Origin of the sequence: Ferrovibrio sp. (assembly GCF_025869515.1) — a bacterium.
In the GTDB taxonomy this organism is placed as follows: Bacteria; Pseudomonadota; Alphaproteobacteria; order Ferrovibrionales; family Ferrovibrionaceae; genus Ferrovibrio.
On the sequence record NZ_JAOZVR010000112.1, the window covers coordinates 24,238 to 41,851 of the forward strand.

Annotated in this window: 16 protein-coding genes; 7 read left to right on the top strand and 9 right to left on the bottom strand. The window is 66.3% G+C overall.

Translation table 11 applies throughout. The features are described 5' to 3' along the window. Positions 1-11: 11 nt before the first annotated feature. The gene (locus tag OJJ21_RS19655) at positions 12-4,136 is read left to right on the top strand and encodes an AAA family ATPase (RefSeq protein WP_297689045.1); all 4,125 of its coding nucleotides are present in this window, start codon (positions 12-14) and stop codon (positions 4,134-4,136) included. 261 nt (positions 4,137-4,397) lie between these two features. Here the strand turns inward: OJJ21_RS19655 and OJJ21_RS19660 are convergent, their stop codons facing one another. The 6 genes from OJJ21_RS19660 to OJJ21_RS19685 form a co-directional block, all read right to left on the bottom strand. Next, the gene (locus OJJ21_RS19660; protein WP_297689047.1) at positions 4,398-5,330 is read right to left on the bottom strand and encodes a pentapeptide repeat-containing protein; all 933 of its coding nucleotides are present in this window, start codon (positions 5,328-5,330) and stop codon (positions 4,398-4,400) included. A 157-nt stretch (positions 5,331-5,487) separates the two neighbouring features. Beyond that, positions 5,488-6,480 (bottom strand): D-glycerate dehydrogenase, encoded by a 993-nt coding sequence (locus OJJ21_RS19665; protein ID WP_297689049.1) that lies wholly within the window; start codon positions 6,478-6,480, stop codon positions 5,488-5,490. A gap of 203 nt (positions 6,481-6,683) precedes the next feature. Then, complete coding sequence (locus OJJ21_RS19670) at positions 6,684-7,277, bottom strand: hypothetical protein (protein ID WP_297689051.1); 594 nt, start codon at positions 7,275-7,277, stop codon at positions 6,684-6,686. Between the two features lie 220 nt (positions 7,278-7,497). After that, positions 7,498-8,433, bottom strand: a complete 936-nt coding sequence (locus OJJ21_RS19675; protein ID WP_297689052.1) for an Hsp33 family molecular chaperone — start codon at positions 8,431-8,433, stop codon at positions 7,498-7,500. A 34-nt stretch (positions 8,434-8,467) separates the two neighbouring features. Further along, positions 8,468-9,406: an ornithine carbamoyltransferase gene (argF, locus tag OJJ21_RS19680; protein WP_297689054.1), complete on the bottom strand. Its 939-nt coding sequence runs from the start codon at positions 9,404-9,406 to the stop codon at positions 8,468-8,470. Then, positions 9,403-10,590 carry an aspartate aminotransferase family protein gene (locus tag OJJ21_RS19685; RefSeq protein WP_297689056.1) on the bottom strand — a complete coding sequence of 396 codons (1,188 nt, stop codon included), beginning with the start codon at positions 10,588-10,590 and terminating at the stop codon, positions 9,403-9,405. Before OJJ21_RS19685 ends, argF begins: the two co-directional genes overlap by 4 nt. A 310-nt stretch (positions 10,591-10,900) precedes the next feature. Between OJJ21_RS19685 and OJJ21_RS19690 the strand changes: the two genes are divergently transcribed. From OJJ21_RS19690 to OJJ21_RS19700, 3 genes are all read left to right on the top strand, one after another. After that, on the top strand, positions 10,901-12,067 hold the full coding sequence (locus tag OJJ21_RS19690) for an iron-containing alcohol dehydrogenase (protein WP_297689057.1): 1,167 nt from the start codon (positions 10,901-10,903) through the stop codon (positions 12,065-12,067). After that, positions 12,064-12,510 (top strand): thioesterase family protein, encoded by a 447-nt coding sequence (locus OJJ21_RS19695; protein WP_297689059.1) that lies wholly within the window; start codon positions 12,064-12,066, stop codon positions 12,508-12,510. The genes OJJ21_RS19690 and OJJ21_RS19695 overlap by 4 nt, the downstream gene beginning before the upstream one ends. A gap of 392 nt (positions 12,511-12,902) precedes the next feature. Further along, positions 12,903-13,301 (top strand): hypothetical protein, encoded by a 399-nt coding sequence (locus OJJ21_RS19700; RefSeq protein ID WP_297689060.1) that lies wholly within the window; start codon positions 12,903-12,905, stop codon positions 13,299-13,301. Between the two features lie 9 nt (positions 13,302-13,310). Here the strand turns inward: OJJ21_RS19700 and OJJ21_RS19705 are convergent, their stop codons facing one another. Further along, positions 13,311-14,375, bottom strand: a complete 1,065-nt coding sequence (locus tag OJJ21_RS19705) for a DMT family transporter (RefSeq protein WP_297689062.1) — start codon at positions 14,373-14,375, stop codon at positions 13,311-13,313. An 11-nt stretch (positions 14,376-14,386) separates the two neighbouring features. Beyond that, positions 14,387-14,665, bottom strand: coding sequence for a metal-sensing transcriptional repressor (locus tag OJJ21_RS19710; RefSeq protein ID WP_297689064.1), 279 nt, complete (start codon positions 14,663-14,665; stop codon positions 14,387-14,389). A 58-nt stretch (positions 14,666-14,723) separates the two neighbouring features. Here OJJ21_RS19710 and OJJ21_RS19715 point away from each other — a divergent pair, with 58 nt between their 5' ends. The 3 genes from OJJ21_RS19715 (at position 14,724) to OJJ21_RS19725 (ending at position 16,394) form a co-directional block, all read left to right on the top strand. Then, the gene (locus OJJ21_RS19715; RefSeq protein WP_297689066.1) at positions 14,724-15,413 is read left to right on the top strand and encodes a HupE/UreJ family protein; all 690 of its coding nucleotides are present in this window, start codon (positions 14,724-14,726) and stop codon (positions 15,411-15,413) included. Between the two features lie 17 nt (positions 15,414-15,430). Beyond that, a complete protein-coding gene (locus OJJ21_RS19720) occupies positions 15,431-16,063 on the top strand; it encodes a transmembrane anchor protein (protein ID WP_297689068.1) in 633 nt (210 codons plus the stop codon). Positions 16,064-16,205: 142 nt separating this feature from the next. Continuing rightward, positions 16,206-16,394, top strand: coding sequence for a hypothetical protein (locus OJJ21_RS19725; protein ID WP_297689070.1), 189 nt, complete (start codon positions 16,206-16,208; stop codon positions 16,392-16,394). A gap of 350 nt (positions 16,395-16,744) precedes the next feature. Here the strand turns inward: OJJ21_RS19725 and OJJ21_RS19730 are convergent, their stop codons facing one another. Further along, complete coding sequence (locus tag OJJ21_RS19730; RefSeq protein ID WP_297689071.1) at positions 16,745-17,560, bottom strand: ABC transporter permease; 816 nt, start codon at positions 17,558-17,560, stop codon at positions 16,745-16,747. Positions 17,561-17,614 lie beyond the last annotated feature (54 nt).

Consider the following 17,614-nt stretch of genomic DNA (forward strand, 5'->3'; position numbering starts at 1 on the left):
AGGGAGTCCCCGTGCAGTTCACCAAGTTGCGCTTGTCCGGTTTCAAGTCCTTCGTCGAGCCGACGGATTTCGTCATCCATCCCGGCCTGACCGGGATTGTCGGTCCGAACGGCTGCGGCAAGTCGAATCTGGTGGAAGCGCTGCGCTGGGTGATGGGCGAAAACTCGGCCAAGCGCATGCGCGGCACGGGCATGGACGACATGATCTTTGCGGGCACGGCCACGCGGCCGGCCCGCAATATCGCCGAAGTGACGCTGACGCTGGACAATGCCACGCGCACCGCCCCGGCCGCCTTCAACGAACAGGAAATGGTCGAGATCACGCGCAAGATCGAGCGCGAAAAGGGCTCGGACTATTCGATCAACGGCAATGACGTGCGCATGCGCGACGTGCAGCTGCTGTTCGCCGATCTTGCCTCGGGCGCCAATTCGCCGGCCATGGTCAGCCAGGGCCGTGTCGGCGCCATCATCAATGCCAAGCCGACCGACCGCCGCATGCTGCTCGAAGAAGCGGCCGGCATTTCCGGCCTGCATTCGCGCCGGCATGAGGCCGAACTGCGGCTGAAGGCGGCCGAGCAGAATCTGGAACGCGTGGTCGATGTGATCGGCCAGCTCGACAACCAGTTGCAGTCCCTGAAGCGCCAGGCCCGCCAGGCCAGCCGCTACCGCAACATCGCCGGCCAGATCCGCAAGACCGAAGCGACCCTGTTCCATCTCAAGCATGATGCGCTGAAACATGCGCTGGCCGAGGCCGAGCAGGCCCTGCAGGCCGCCGAACGCGAGGTGGCCGACCGCACCCTGCAGGTTTCCGAGGCGCATGAATCCGAGCGCGTCGCCGCCGAGGCGCTGCCGCCGCTGCGCCAGCATGAGGCCGAGGCCGGCGCCCGCCTGCATCGCCTGACGGTGGCGCGCGAAGGCCTGGATGCGGAATCCGCCCGTGCCCAGGAGGCCGCCGAGCAGGTGCGCGCGCGTCTGGCGCAGATTGGCTCCGATGCCGAGCGCGAAAGCGCGCTGTCGCAGGATGCCGAAGAGACCGTGGCGCGGCTCGCCGCCGAGACCGGGGAGCTGGAAGCCCAGCGCGCCGGCGAGGCCGAAGCCCAGACCGCCGCCGAGGCCGGCGTGAGCGAAGCGCAGGGCAGGGTCGATGCCAGCCAGGCCGAACTCGACACGCTGACCGACCGTGCGGCGGAAGAGCAGGCCCAGCGTGCCCGCCTGCGCCAGGCCATCGAGGATGCCGGCCGCCGTCTGGAGCGGCTGAATGCCCGCCTTGCCGAGCTGAGCGCCGAAGAGCAGCGCCTGCAGGAGCAGACCGAGGCGCTGGCCGAAGCCGAAACCGCCAATGCCGAGGTCGAGGCCAAACAGGCTGCGGTCGAAACCGTGCGCACTGCGCTGGATGGCATCGAGGCCGAGCATGCGGCGAAGATCGATGCCGCGCGCCAGGCCTATGAAGCCGTCGAGGCCGAACAGGCCCGGCTGATCGAAACCGCGCGCGCCGCGCTGGAGGCCGTCGAGGCCGAGCATGCGCAGAAGATCGACGCGGCCCGCGCCGCGCTGGCCCAGGCCGGTGCCGAGCATGAGCAGAAAATCGAGGCCGCGCGCGGCGGGCTGAATGCCGTCGAGGCCGAACATGCGCAGAAGATCGAAGCCGCCCGTGCCGGCCTGAATGCCGTCGAGGCCGAGCATGCCGAGAAGATCGCCGCCGCCCGCGGCGGCGTCGAGGCCGCCGAAGCCGCACGGGCCGCGAAACAGCAGGCCGAGCAGACCAGCCGCGAGGCCTGGCAGGGCGCGCAGGGCGAACTCACCCGCCTGAAGGCGGAAGAGACCGGCCTGACCAAGCTGCTCAAGCTGGACGAAAGCAATCTCTTTCCGCCGCTGATCGACCAGGTCACGGTGGAGCCCGGCTTCGAGAAGGCGCTCGGCGCCGCGCTGGCCGACGAGCTGAATGCCGCCACCGATCCGAATGCGCCGATGCACTGGGATGCGCTGCCGCCGCTGACCGATGCGCCGGCTCTGCCCTTCGGCGCCGAGCCGCTGTCGAAATTCGTCACCGGTGCCGCCGCCCTGCAGCGCCGCCTGAGCCAGATCGGCCTCGTCGCCGATGATGCCGATGGCGCCCGCCTGCGCGCCGATCTGAAGCTCGGCCAGCGGCTGGTGACCAAGTCCGGCGCGCTGTGGCGCTGGGACGGCTTCACCGTCAAGGCCGGTGCGCCGACCTCGGCGTCGATCAAGCTGGAGCAGCGCAACCGCCTCGCCGATCTGCGCGAGGAACTGCGCGATCTGGAAGGCCGTCTGCGCGAGGCGCAGGCCGCTTATGAAGAGGCCCGCCGCGCCACCGAAGAGGCCGCCGTCGCCGAACGCGCCGCGCGCCAGGCCGTCGCCGCGGCGGAAGAAACCCGCAATGCCGCGCGCCAGCAGGCCGCCAATGTGGTGCAGACCGCCGAGCAGAACCGCGCCGAGGCCCGCTCAGCCGCCAGCGGCATCGTGCAGGCCGCCGAGCGCGCCGCCGCCGAGGCCCGCGATCAGGCCAGCGCGGTGGTGCAGACCGCCGAGCGCGAGCGCCAGGCCGCGCGCGATCGCGCCAACCAGGGCGTCGTCGCCGCCGAACGCGACCGCAACACGGCGCGCGAGCATGCGACGGGGGCGATCGCCGCCACCGAACGCGAGCGCCATGCGGCGCGCGAACGCGCCAACCAGGATATCGCCCGCGCCGATCGCGAACTGGGCCAGGCGCGCGACCGCCAGGCCGAGATGGTGCGCAAGGAAGCCGAGCGCCAGTCGCGGCTGGCCGCCCTGGCCGAGCAGAAGCAGCAGACCGGCAGTGAGATCGCCGAGGCCGAACAGGCCCGCAGCGCCGAAGAGGCCGCCCTGGCCGCCATGCCGGCGGAAGACGAGGTGCGCCAGCTGATCGGTATGCTGCGCGACGAGGTGAATGCGCTGCGCCAGGTGCTGGTCGAGCGCCGCGCCGCGCTGGAACAGTTGCGCCTCGATGCCCAGGCCCGCGCCCGTCGCCTGGACGCCATCGTGATCGAGCGTCGCGCCGCCAATGCGCGCAACGAAAGCGCCAGCCAGCAGCTCGCCCAGCTTGGCGCCCGCCAGGCCGAGGCGAGTGCCGAACTGGAAAAGCTGGAACAGATTCCGCGCGAGATCGAAAGCCGCCGCAGCGCCCTGCTCGAGCAGATTTCGGTCGCCGAAACCGCGCGCCGGGAAGCCGCCGATCACCTCGCCAATGCCGAGGCGGCGCAGCAGCTCGCCGCGAAAACCGCGCGCGAGATCGAACAGCTGCTCGGCACCGGCCGCGAAGCCCGCGTCAAGGCCGAAAGCGACCTGGAGCATCAGCGCGTCAGCCTGGACGAGCTGGCGATCCGCGTGCGCGAGGTGCTCGACTGCACGCTCGATGCCGTGCTCAAGGCCGGCGAAGTCGAAGACGACGAGGAATTCCCCGAGCTGCATGTGGTCGAGAACCGCCTCGAACGCCTGCGCAAGGAACGCGACAATATGGGTCCGGTGAACCTGCGCGCCGAGCTGGAAGCCAACGAGGTGGAGGAGAAGCTCACGGCGCTCAGCACCGAGCAGACCGATCTGGTCTCGGCCATCGAAAAGCTGCGCCAGGGCATCACCTCGCTCAACAAGGAAGGCCGCGAGCGCCTGCTGGAGGCCTTCCAGAAGGTCGACAGTCACTTCCAGAAGCTGTTCGTCGAGGTGTTCGGCGGCGGCAAGGCGCACCTTCAGCTGGTGGAAAGCGATGATCCGCTGCAGGCCGGCCTGGAAATCTATGCTTCGCCGCCGGGCAAGCGGCTGCAGGTGATGTCGCTGCTCTCGGGCGGCGAGCAGGCGCTCACCGCGCTGTCATTGCTGTTCGCCGTCTTCCTCACCAACCCGGCGCCGATCTGCGTGCTGGACGAAGTGGACGCGCCGCTCGACGACGCCAATGTCGAGCGCCTGTGCAACCTGATGGAAGCGATGGCGCGCCAGACCTCCAGCATCGGCGAGGGCACGCGCTTCGTGGTGGTGACCCACCATCCGATCACCATGGCGCGCATGGACCGCCTGTTCGGCGTCACCATGGCCGAACGCGGCGTCTCCACGCTGGTCAGCGTCGACCTCGCCGGCGTCAACGAGCTGAAGGCGATCGCGTAACGCGCTAACACACAAACACAGATGTCACCCTGGGGCTTGTCCCCAGGGTCCATTTGCACCATCCGCGCATCGGAACACGCAGATGGACCCTCGGACTAAATCCGAGGGTGACGGTTTTCTGTTTTTCAATTGTCGTGTCATCCCCGCGCCCGGCGGCTTTGCCGCCATGCATGTATTGTCGCGCAAAGCGCGACGGGCAGAGATTCCATTTTCTTTTTTTGAATGGGACCCCGGGTCAAGCCCGGGGTGACGGCGGCCCGTTTAAAGACTCCCGCTCGGCATGAAGCCGAAGCAGCCGTCCAGCATGGCGCCGCGGAAATCGGTTTTTTCCAGCACGGCGCGGCTCAGGTTGGCGCCGCGCAGATCGGTGCAGATCAGCTTGGCGCCGGAGAGGTCGGCGCCGGCCAGGTTGGTCTCGCTCAGGTCGGCGCCGCTCAGGTCGGCGCCGACAAAGCGGCCGCCGGCGAGATTGAGGCCGCGCAGCACGGCACGGCTGCCGCGGCGGCCGTCGCTGTGGATCCACTCCAGATGCTGGGCGATGGCTTCGGCCAGGTTGGCCACGCTCATCGGCCGCTCGACCTTGCCGCCGGCGGATTCGATCATTTCGGCCATGCCGGAGCCGAGATCGGCCTTGGCGAAGCTGGCGCCACGCAGGTCGGCGCCGCGGAAACTCACATTCTCCAGCCGCGCATAGGCAAACGACGTGTCCTGCAGATTGGCCTTGTCGAAGGCGGCCTCGTTCAGCATGGCGCCCGAGAAGCTGGCGCCCTTGATCCTGGCCGAATGCAGCTTGGTGGCGACGCCGAACTCGTCGCGCGAGGATTGATACGGCCCGAGCTGGGCATCGTTGAAGCGCGTGTTGGTCAGCACCGCCCGGCTCAAATCAGCGCCACGCAGATCGGCCTTGGCGAAATTCGCCGATGTCAGGTCGGCGGCGCTCATGTCGCAGGCCATCATCTCGGCCTCGACGAAATTGCTTTCGCGCAGGTCGGCGCAGCTGAGCTTGCACATCGGCAGCGAGGCGCGGTGCAGGTTCTGCTTCATCAGCTTGATGGCGCCGAAATCGATGCGCTCGCATTGCAGCCGGCGGCCCATCGGCACCTGGCTGCCCAGCGAGGAGACGAAACGGTTATGCGAGTCCAGCAGCTCGTTGAAGCGGGGCGGGCAGGGCGCGTAAGGGCTAATGGCGGTCATCCGGGATCGGCAGTCGGTTGGCCCGGAGTATGGCGCAGGCGACGGGCAACTGGGAATGGAAATTTCCGCATCCCGCCACTACAGCCCGCTCCGGTAGATCAGGCTGACGCCCGGCCAGACCTGCCGGCGAACGACTCCGCCCAAAAACAGTGCGATCCTAGAGCAGGCCCTGAATCACCCGGTCGGGCGGGGCATGGCCGTCGGCGAAGGTCTTGATGTTGATCAGCACCTTCTCGCCCATGTCGATGCGGCCTTCCAGCGTGGCCGAGCCCATATGCGGCAGCAGCACGACATTGTCGAGCTCCAGCAGCTTGGGGTTGACCGCCGGTTCATGCTCGAACACATCCAGCCCGGCGCCGGCGATTTCGCCCTTGCGCAGTTTCCGCACCAGGGCGTTCTCGTCGATGATCTCGCCGCGCGCGGTGTTCACCACATAGGCATGCGGCGGCAGCAGGTCGAGCCGGCGCGCCGACAGCAGGTGGAAGGTGGCCGGGGTATGCGGGCAGTTCACCGAGATGATGTCCATGCGGGCGAGCATCTGGTCGAGGCTTTCCCAGTAGGTCGCCTCCAGCTCCTGCTCCACGCTCTCATGCACGCGCTTGCGGTTGTGGTAGTGGATCGACAGGCCGAAAGCCTTGGCGCGCCGCGCCACCGCCTGGCCGATGCGGCCCATGCCGATGATGCCGAGCCGCTTGCCCCAGATGCGCTGGCCCAGCATCCAGGTCGGTGACCAGCCTTCGAACTTGCCCTCGCGCAGCGCCAGCGCGCCAGCCACCAGGCGGCGCGGCACGGCCAGGATCAGCGCCATGGTCATGTCGGCGGTGTCTTCGGTCAGCACGCCCGGCGTGTTGGTCACGGTGATGCCGCGCCCGCGGGCGGCGGCCAGGTCGATATGGTCGACACCGGTGCCGAAATTGGCGATCAGGCGGAAATTGGGGCCGGCATGGGCCAGCACGGCGCCATCGACGTGATCGGTGATCGTCGGCACCAGTACATCGGCGGTCTTCACCGCATCGATCAGCTCGGCCTGGCTCATCGGCTTGTCGGCGATGTTCAGCCTTGTGTCGAACAGCTCCATCATCCGGGTTTCGATCGGATCCGGCAGCTTGCGGGTCACGATCACCAGGGGGCGCTTTTTCGGCGTTGGCATGACAGGCGTTTCCGCTTCCCGGCAGGAGTGGTCAGAGTTGAGGCTCTTTGGGCTCTCTCTAGCAGATCGACCCGGCGGAGACAAACCTCGACCGGGTCGAAAACTGCTGCCTAAAGAATGACCTTGCGGCAGGGCACCATGTGCGTCGGGAGCGCTCCGTTCGTATACGAACGGAGCGCGATCAACAGCTTACCGGCCGGGCCTTACCGGACGTAAAGCGGCATATACTGGCGGATGTTGCGCTCCAGCTCGCGATTGACGTCCATCATGGTTTCGCGCACCAGGGCATGGATCAGGCGGTCGCGGTCGTTCAGCGTCGCCTTCTCGCCCATCGAGTTGGAGCGGCGGGCCGACGCCGTGGCCTCGCCGACGCGGAAGCCGCGGGCATCGCGCACCTCGACCGCCATTTCCACCTCGGTATCGAAGCGGGCGACCTGGTCCTCGGTGAAGCTGCCGCGCAGGCCCGGCGTCTTCTTCAGGTCGACCTCGGTGACGCCGGCCTTCCGGATGACAACGGTGACGCGGTTCTGCTGGCTCATGTCCAGCGCGATGCGGTCGCGGGTCCAGCGGGTGGCGACGCTCGCCGGCGGCTGCGGGATCGCCAGTTCGATATGCGGCGGCTGCGCTGTCGGCTGGTATTCCAGGATGGTCTCGACCGAGCTGGCGGCGAAGGTCAGCTTGGGCTGATCGGCGAAGGTGATCTCCGGCAGGATCGACTTTTCCATCGGGCCCGAACAGGCGGCGACGGCGAGCGAGAGGCCGAGGACGGCGAGCAGGGAGGCGAGGCGGCTGCGCATGGGTCGTTTCTCCTTGTTTTCCGCCCTCTAATAGGCGGCGAATTGGGGCAAATTCAAGGCCCACCCATGACAACAGCGGGACCGTTACACCCGGACGCACAGGGTGCGGAGGACGGCTGCGGGCTGATGAACGGGGATGGACTTGCCAAGCAGAACGTTCGGGCGCGGGGTTCGTCAGCGCAGCCTGGCCGCGGCATCGCCCGGTTTTTCGCCCCGAACCCTAATTCCGGGCCTCGGCGCTGATCGCCTCGGCCGGGAAACTGTAACTGTCGCTGCAGAACTGGCAGGTCACGGTGATCAGGCCGTCCGGGGTCGTCATATCGGTGATTTCGTCGGGACTGAAGGTGGCGAGGATGCCGCGCACCTTCTCCTGCGAGCAGGTGCAGCGGTCCTGCAGCGCGGCCGTCTCGAACACCCGCACGCCATCCTCGTGGAACAGGCGGAACAGCAGCTCGTTCTGGGTCAGGCCCGGATCGGTCAGCTCGTCGGCTTTCGCCGTGCCGAGCAGGGCGGTCACCTTTTCCCAGGCGAAGGTTCTGTCCTCCGCCGACAGTCCGCCCGGCTGCTGCGGCAACTGCTGCAGCAGGATGCCGCCGGCGCGCCAGTGTTTGCGGCCGTCGGCGCCCTTGCGATGGGCCGCCCCCAGCACGACGCGGGCATTGAGCTGTTCCGACTGGGCGAAATAGGCATGCGCCGCTTCCGCCAGCGTGGCGCCGGACAGATCGACGATGCCCTGGTAGCGCTCCATGTCCGGCCCCTGCGGGTCGATGGTGAAGGCGAGATAGCCCTTGCCGAGCAGCAGCGGCACCAGGGCGCGGTCCGAGCCCGGGCCGAGTTCCAGCCCGTCCAGCCGCCCGGCATCGAAACTGGCATAACCGCGCAGATGGCCCGGCGTGCGGTAATCCACCACCAGGGTCGACACCGGGCCGTCGCCCTTGGCCTGCACCGAGAAGATGCCGTCGAATTTCAGCGCGCTGGCCATGGTGGCGACCAGCGCGGTGGCCTCGGCCAGCAGATGCGCCACCGGTTCGGGATAGGCGTGGCGCGCCAGCATGCGGTCGAGCGCCGGGCCCAGCCGCACCAGGCGGCCGCGCGTATCGCACTGCTCGATCTGGAAGGGCAGCGACAGGTCGTCGTGAAGGGAAAGCGTACTCACGGGCCCACTATAATCCGGCGCGGGGGTTTCGACACTAGGCGCCGAAACACCAGGCCAGGATCGCCTTCTGCGCATGCAGGCGGTTTTCCGCCTCGTCGAACACCACCGACTGCGGCCCGTCGATCACCTCGGCGGTCACCTCCTCGCCGCGATGGGCGGGCAGGCAGTGCATGAAGATGGCATTCGGCGCCGCCTTGCGCATCAGTTCGGCATTGACCTGGAACGGCGCCAGGATCTTGTGGCGGCGCTCGGCGTCCTTCATGCCCATCGACACCCAGGTGTCGGTGATGACGCAGGCAGCATCCTTCACCGCTTCGACCGGATCGCTGGTGACGCGGATCTGGCCCTGCCGCTCGGCGGCCCATTTCAGCACCTTGGGATCGGGCTGCAGCTCCGGCGGGCAGGCGAGGTCGAGGCGGAAGCCGAACTGCACGGCGGCATGGATCAGCGAGGTGGCCATGTTGTTGCCGTCGCCGACCCAGGCCAGCTTCTGGCCTTTGATCGGGCCGAGCTTTTCCTCAAACGTCATCACATCGGCCATCACCTGGCAGGGATGGCTGTCGTCGGTCAGGCCGTTGATCACCGGCACGGAGGCGTTGGCCGCCAGCTCGCGCAGGTTCTGCGCCTTGCTGGTGCGCATCATGATGGCGTCGACATTGCCCGACAGGATCTTGGCGGTATCGGCGATGCTTTCGCCGCGGCCGATCTGCAGCTCGTCGGCGCGCACCACGATGGTCTCGCCGCCGAGCTGGCGCATGGCGCTGTCGAAGGAGAGCCGGGTGCGGGTCGAGGGCTTCTCGAAGATCATCGCCAGAATCCGGTCGCGGCCCGGCCGGTCCTTTTCCACGGTGCCCTTGGGCAGGCCCTTGCGGCCGGCCTTCATGCGCATGGCATGGCTGAGGATGCCGCGCAGGGTGTCCGGCGCGAACTGGTCGAGATCGAGGAAATGGCGAATGCCGTTGCGGTTCATCATGCCGCGACTTTCGCCTTGTCCTGCAGCTTCTGGCAGGCGGCTTCCAGCCGGCGGATGCCTTCCACCAGATCCTTTTCCGGCATGGTCAGCGGCGGAATCAGGCGCACGGTATTGTCGCCGGCGGTGACGCCGAGGATATGCTCGTCGCGCATGGCGGCCTGGAAGTCGGTGTTCAGCGGCTTGGTCTTGATCGCCGTCAGGAAACCCTGGCCGCGCACATCCTCGATCACCTCGGGATAGCGGTCCTTCAGCATCACCAGCTGCTGCATGAAATACGAGCTGCGCTTCTGCACGCCGTCGAAGAAGCCGTCTTCCAGCATGACATCGAGCACGGCATTGCCGGCCGTCATCGCCAGGATGTTGCCGCCAAAGGTGGTGCCATGGGTGCCCGGCACGATGCCGGAGCAGGCCTCCTTGGTGGCCAGCACGGCGCCGACCGGGAAGCCGCCGCCCAGCCCCTTGGCCAGCGACATGATATCCGGCGTGATGCCCGACCATTCATAGGCGAACAGCTTGCCGGTGCGGCCCATGCCGGTCTGCACCTCGTCCAGGATCAGCAGCATGTCGTTTTCGTCGCAGAGCTGGCGCAGGCCGCGCAGCATCTCGGTCGGCACGCTGCGGATGCCGCTCTCGCCCTGGATCGGCTCGATCATGAAGGCGGCGGTTTCCGGCGTGATCGCCGCTTTCGCCGCTTTCAGGTCGAAGGCGACCTGGTCGAAGCCTTCCACCTTGGGGCCGAAGCCGTCCAGATACTTGGCGTTGTTGGTCGCCGCCAGCATGGCCAGCGTGCGGCCATGGAAGGCGCCCTCGAAGGTGATGATGCGGAATTTCTCCGGCTTGCCCTTCGAGGCGAAATACTTGCGCGCCACCTTCACGGCGCCTTCATTGGCCTCGGCGCCCGAGTTGCAGAAGAAGGCCTTGTCGGCAAACGAGTGGTCGACCAGCCGCTGGGCCAGTTTCTCCTGCTCCGGGATACGGAACAGGTTGGAGGTGTGCCACAGTTTGGCCGCCTGCTCCTGGATCGCCTTCACCAGATGGGGATGGCTGTGGCCGAGCGCGGTGACGGCGATGCCGGAGCCGAAGTCGAGATAACGTCGACCGTCGGCGGTGTAGAGGTAGGAACCCTCGCCCCGCTCGAACGCAAGGTCCTGCCTCGCGTAGGTCGACATCAATGCTTCGCTCACGACATCTCTCCTTGGGTCAAAAGGGTCCGGCCAGTCTTCGGAATGAAGAACAGGTCCGGGCCCAGAAAATAATGAAGCCAGCCCCGGGTTTTACGCGGCCGGGCTGGCGGTAAGCCCGGACTCTAAGGGTCGATAAGGCCTTGTGTCAATTCAGCGAATGTAGGGGGACATTGGTTGCCAGAGGGTTGCCGGAGAGATACTGGGCGGGCCGGTCGTGGCTGCCGTCGGGGCAGGCCGTCCCGGGGCTGGCAGGGCCCCGGGGCTCGGGCTAGTGTCAGGAAAACACTCAACTATTACCGGAGGGCCCGCCATGACCAGCTTGAGCTTCGAGACCACGCGGCGGGTCTATTGCGAGCCGGGCGCCAGCGCCAAACTGGGCGCCCTGATGGCCGACCTGGGCGCCAGCCGCGTGGTGCTGGTCACCGATCCGGGCGTGATGAAACTCGGCCTGCCGCAGGCCGGGCTGGACAGCCTGAAGGCCGCCGGGATCAGTGTCACCATCTACGACCGCACCGAGGCCGACCCGCCGGAAAAGCTGGTGCATGAGGCCGTCAAAGTGGCGAAGGACTTCAAAGCCGACGGCGTGATCGGCTTCGGCGGCGGCTCGTCGATGGATATCGCCAAGCTGGTCGCCTTCCTCCCCGTCGCCACGCAGCAGCTCAGCGAGGTTTATGGTGTCGGCAATGCGCGCGGCAAACGCCTGCCGCTGATCCAGGTGCCCACCACGGCCGGCACCGGCTCGGAAGTCACCGGCATCGCCATCATCACGACAGGTGAATCTGAGAAGAAGGGCGTGGTCTCACCGCTGCTGCTGCCCGACATCGCCCTGCTCGATGCCGATCTCACGCTCGGCCTGCCGCGCTCCGTCACGGCGGCCACCGGCGTGGATGCCATGGTGCATGCCATCGAGGCCTATACCTCGAAGCACAAGAAGAACGCGATGTCGGATGCGCTGGGCCGCGAGGCGCTGCGGCTCCTGTCGAAAAACATCCGCACGGTGTGCTCGGCCGAAGGCGCGAAGGACCGCGCGGCGCGGTCCGAGATGTTGCTCGGCGCCATGCTGGCCGGCATGGCCTTCGCTAATGCGCCGGTGGCGGCGGTACATGCGCTGGCCTATCCCGTGGGCGGACATTTCCATGTGCCGCATGGCCTGTCGAATGCGCTGATGCTGCCGCATGTGCTGCGCTTCAACCTGGAGGTCGAAACCGCCGCCGGCCAGTATGCCGAACTGGCGCCGATCCTCCTTCCTGGTAAGAGTTTCAGCACGCCATCGACGGGCGCCGGTGCATTGCTGGCCGAACTGGAAGCGATCATCGACGATGTGAAGCTGGAAAAGCGCCTCGCCCAAGTCGGCATCAGCCACAATCACCTGCCGATGCTGGCGAAGGACGCGATGAATCAGCAGCGCCTGCTGGTCAACAACCCGCGCGAGGTCGGTTACGACGACGCCCTGAAAATCTACGAGCAGGCCCTATGAGCGATGCGAAAGATCCGCGCACCGAGACGCGCGACAACTACCGCCACAGCCTGCTGATTCCCACCCGGCTGTCGGATATCGACGTCTACCAGCATGTTAACAACGTGCAGTATTACGCGTATTTCGACACGCTGGTGAACGACTACATGATCCGCTTCGGCGGCCTCGACATGGTCGGCGATCCGGTCATCGGCCTGCTGGCGGAAAGCGGCTGCCGCTTCCACAAGTCGCTGAATTATCCCGAAACGGTGGAAGGCTGGCTTCGCACCACGAAACTCGGCAATTCCTCGGCGCGCCACGAGATCGCGCTGTTCCGCGCCAATGACCCGCATCCCGCCGCCACCGGGCATTTCGTGCATGTGTTTGTCGAGCGCGGCGTGCAGAAGCCGGTGCCGATCCCGCCGCGCATCCGCGCGGCGCTGGAGAAGCTGCTGGTCGGTTAAAACACTGCTGTCATGCCCGGCCAAGAAGCATTCCTGGGCCCGGGCATCCACGAGTTTCTTTTTCACGCGACAACTAGGCGTGGATGGCCGGGACAAGCCCGGCCATGACGAAGAGAGCGTGCGGCATGCCCACATCCCAATCCCATACTCGTCATCCTTGGGCTTGTCCCGAGGATCTCAGGCAGAACGAACACGGATGTTCACGGCAGGCCCGGTGGGTCATCTCTCGCGGTGAGATGCGATGGATCCTCGGGTCAAGCCCGAGGATGACGGGTTTTATAGGGGCTGCAATCACCGTCTCTGCTTGCACGAGAAATAATCGTCATGCTCGGGCTTGACCCGAGCATCCACGAGTTTCTTAGTTTTACTAAGCGTGGCATGACGGGGCTCTCATGAATTCTGAACTACAGGCTTTCTTCGACAGCTACCGCGCGGCCTTCGACCGGCTCGATGCTGCCGCCATCGCGGCGCATTTCGCCGTGCCGGGCATGCTGATCGATGGCGCGCCGCGGGTCTGGACGCGACCGGAGGATATCCTCGCCAATATGGTGGCGCTGGTCGCGTTGTATCGCGACGGCGGCTATGCCGGCGCGTCCTGCAGTCTCGCGGAGCTGTTGCTGCAGGGCGCGGATAATGCGGTGGCGAATCTGGTCTGGACGGTCGCGCGTCGCGAGGGTCTTGCGCCCTGGCGGTTTCGCACCGGCTACACGCTCCATCGCTTCGCGGATGGCTGGAAAATCGTGCTCTGCACGGCCTATGAGGAACGCGTAGCGCGCACCAGCGAAGCCTGACGGCAGGCGCTAGCCGTGGCGGTGGTGATGATGGATATCCGGGTAATGCGGATGACGGTGGATCAGCCGGGCATGCCGATGGACATGCACATGCGACTCGCCGGGCGGATCGTCCGGCGTATGCTCGTGCCGATGGTGCTCGTCATGCCGGTGGGCATGTTCATGCACCAGTTCCTCATGGACATGATCGTGGTCGTGCCGTTCGGCCAGATGCAGATACAGTCCGATCCCCATCAGGATTGCCGCAATGCCAAGCCGGCCGGAGGCCGGCTCGCCGAAAGCCAGCACCGCGATGGCGGCGCCGATAAAGGGCGCCAGCGAGAAATACGCGCCGGTGCGCGCCGCGCCGAGATGACGCAGGCCATAGATGAACAGCACCAGGCTGACGCCGTAGCCCAGAAAGCCCAGCGCCATCGCCCCGGCGGCCATCGGCCACGAGGGGAAGGTCGCGCCCTGCCACTGGCTCAGGGCGATATTCACACCGCCGGCCACCAAGCCCTTCAGCATGGCGATCTGCACCGGATCGGCCGAGGACAGTTTGCGGGTCAGGTTGTTGTCGATCCCCCAGCAGAGGCAGGCCATGATGATCGCAACGATGCCCGTGTCGAAGCCGATCCCGCCGCCATCCCAGCTTAAGACCACCGCCCCGGCCAGAATCGCCGCCGCGCCCAGGCCGATTTTCAGATCGACATTCTCGCGGTAGACGATCCAGGCGATGGCAAGCGTTGCCAGGCCTTCCAGATTGAGCAGAAGCGCCGCAGTGGAGGCCGGCGTGGCGCTCAGTCCCAGCATCAGCAGCACCGGCCCGGCGACACCGCCGAACAGGATCACGGCCGCGAGCCAGCCGGCATCGCGCCGCCGCAGGGGCGCCTCCCGGCGCTCGCCGCCTTTCATGCGGGCGACAGTACGGATCGCGCCGAGGCCAAGGCCGACGCCGAGATAGAGCAGACCGGCCATCAGCCAGGGCGATACATCGCCGAGCAGCGATTTCGCCAGAGGCGTGCTGGCGCCGAACAGGGCCGCCGCGCCCAGGGCAAACCCGATGCCAGTCCAGTGCCGGGCGGCGGCCTGCATCCTTTGCCTCGCTACAGGTATTTGGTGATGTCCTTGAATTCTCGGATCGAGCTTTGCCGCTGTTTCGGCTGCGCACCTGCGGCCTGCTCCAGGCAGTGGTCGATGTGATCCTGGATCAGGGTCTTCTTCGCCTGCGATATGGCCTTCTCCACCGCGTGCAGCTGCTGCGCGATATCGAGGCAGTTGCGCCCGTCCTCGATCATGGCGGTGATGCTGCGCAGATGGCCTTCGGCGCGCTTCAGGCGCTTGGCGATCGCGGGATGGGTGGTGTGCAGGTGTTGCTCGCTCATGTGGGGTATGATATCCCCCCGGGGAGGATACGGCAAGCCAGCACGGAGACAGGCAGATATGCGCAATCTTGGTATCGCTCTGGCCGCGCTGGCGGCATGGCTTATCGGATGGGCGCCGCCGGCACTCGCCCATGCCGTGGCCGAGGGCGACAAGGGCTATATCCAGGAAGTCAGCGGGGTTCTGCTGCTGCCGTTCATGTATCTCGGCGCCAAGCATATGGTCACCGGCTACGACCACATCCTGTTCCTGCTCGGCGTGATCTTCTTCCTCTACCGGATGAAGCATATCGCCATTTATGTCAGCCTGTTCGCGCTCGGCCATTCCGCCACGATGCTGCTGGGCGTCTATTTCGATTTCGGCATCAACAGCTACCTGATCGACGCCATCATCGGCGGCTCCATCGTCTACAAGGCGCTGGACAATCTCGGCGCTTTCCAGCGCTGGTTCGGCGTCCAGCCCGACACGAAACTGGCCACACTGGTTTTCGGCCTGTTCCACGGCTTCGGCCTGGCCTCCAAGATCATCGACTATGACATCGCGCCCGATGGCCTGCTGCCGAATCTGCTGGCTTTCAACGTCGGAGTCGAAGTCGGCCAGTTGCTGGCGCTGGCGGCGATCCTGATTGTCATGGGTTTCTGGCGGCGCACGCCCAGCTTCCTGCACCATGCCTATACCGCCAATGTCGTGATGATGACGGCGGGCTTCGTACTGGTCGGCTATCAGCTGACCGGCTATTTCATGTCCTGATCATAGAGGAGCCATCGATGTATAACTCCGACCTGCCGACCCGCGCCGAACTGCCGTCGACCGCGCAGCTGATCCGCTCCACCGTTATCGCCATTCTGGCCGCCGCCGCCATATTGGTGACCATCGTGCTGCCTGCCGAATACGCCATCGATCCCACCGGCATCGGTCGCGTGCTGGGCCTCGCCGAAATGGGCGAGATCAAGCAGCAACTGGCGAAGGAAGCCGAGGAAGACCGGCGACGGGATCAGGAGCTTCTGCTGGATCGCCGCTCCGGCATCGGCAGCGCCATTGTCGCCCTGTTCGTCGGCACCGCGCACGCCCAGGCCGCGCCGGTCGTAGCGCGCAGCGACGAAATGTCCGTGACGCTGAAGCCGGGCCAGGGCACCGAGATCAAGCTGGCAATGAAGCAGGGCGCCACAGTCAGCTATTCGTGGTCGGCCACGGGTGACGTCAATTACGACCTGCACGGCGACGGTTCCGGCAAGGAGACCAGCTACAAGAAGGGTCGCGGCGTGGCGAAGGATGAAGGCAGCTTCACCGCCGCTTTCGATGGCAATCACGGCTGGTTCTGGCGCAACCGCACCCGCACTGATGTGACGGTGACGGTCAGGGCCAATGGCCAGTATGCGGCCATGAAGAAGGTCATGTAGCAATCAGCGCAGCTTTGCCGTCAGCCGTCCTGCGACATCGGTGACTGCTAATTTCGATCCCAAATTTTTGTCGTCCTCGCTATGCTGCGCGCAGGCAGGATGCGCCGCTGCAGTCAGCGTGCGCGCGAGGGGAAGACGTCGCATGCAGTTTCCGAAAATCACGCCGGCGCAACCGGGCACCTGGCGGATCGTTCTGGTCGGGCTGACCGCCGCCGCCGTGGCGGTGTTTGCCATCGCCGATAACGACCGTGTCTCGGCCGTGCTGGCCGGGGCGGCCCTGCTCGGCAGCGGCCTGCTGCTGGTGCTGCCGCTGCGCAAGCCGGCGCAGTAAGCGCCGGACCTCCGGCCGCCGCCGCGCGGCCATGGACATTGACTTTTTCCCGGCCCGATGTACCCTTAATGTTCCGCTTGCCGGCCACCCGCTCCGGGCGCTGGCACGTGTCGCGCAGCCGGACGCCCGGGGGATGTCCTGAAAGCCCGGATGGCCTTAGAGACCGGTTCGGCTTTAAGACCGGTACTCGGGCGCCCGCATTGGTCCCGGTTGGCTGGAATTGGCTCGCGTTGGCTCAGATTGGCTCGCGTTGGCTCGCACTGGCCCCGAACTGGCCCTGCCTGGCAGCGGATTGGCGGGCGATTGGCCCGTCCTGGGCCGAAAATGGCCCAGTCCGGCTCAAATCCGGCTTATGGCCGCAGGCGATAGCCGCGTTTCAGCAGCAGGTAGCAGGCCACCCACAGGCCCAGCGCCACCAGGCCCAGCACGCTGCCGCCGAGCAGCACGTCGCCGTCGGTATGGCCGGTTAGGCCATAGCGGAAGCCGTCGATCATGAAGAAAAACGGGTTGGCATGGGCGGCGGCATACCAGAAGGGCGGCAGCTGCTGCACCGAGTAGAAGGTGCCGGAGAGAAACGCGAGCGGCGTGACGACGAAATTGGTCACCGCCGCCATATGGTCGAATTTCTGGCTCCACAGCCCGGCGAGAATGCCGATCAGGCTGAGGATCAGCGAGCCGGCCAGCACGAAATACAGCGCCGCCGCCGCGTCATGCAGGTGGATGGCGGCAAAGGGCCAGATCGCCAGCGCCACCGCCAGCGCCACCAGCAGGCCGCGCGTCACGCCGGCCAGCGCATAGGCGACCAGCAACTCGCCCGGGCTGATCGGCGGCATCAGCACGTCGACGATATTGCCCTGCACCTTGGAAATCATGATCGAGGAGGAGGTGTTGGCGAAGGCATTCTGCGTCGTGGCCATCATGATCAGGCCCGGCGCCAGGAAATCCACGAAGGGCAGGCCGGCGACATGGCGCACGGCACCGCCGAGCGCCAGCGCGAAGACGGCGAAGAACAGCAGCGTCGTCACCATCGGCGCCAGCACGGTCTGCGTGATCACCTTGAGGAAGCGTTGCACTTCCTTGACATACAGCGTCCACAGGCCGAGCCAGTTGACCGGGCCGTAGGCGCGGGGCGCGAGCGTGGAGGGTGACGGGAGCGGGGCGGACATTGTGCTTGTCAGGCCTTCGGGCTGTTGTTCGGCCGTCTACATACCGCGTATGGT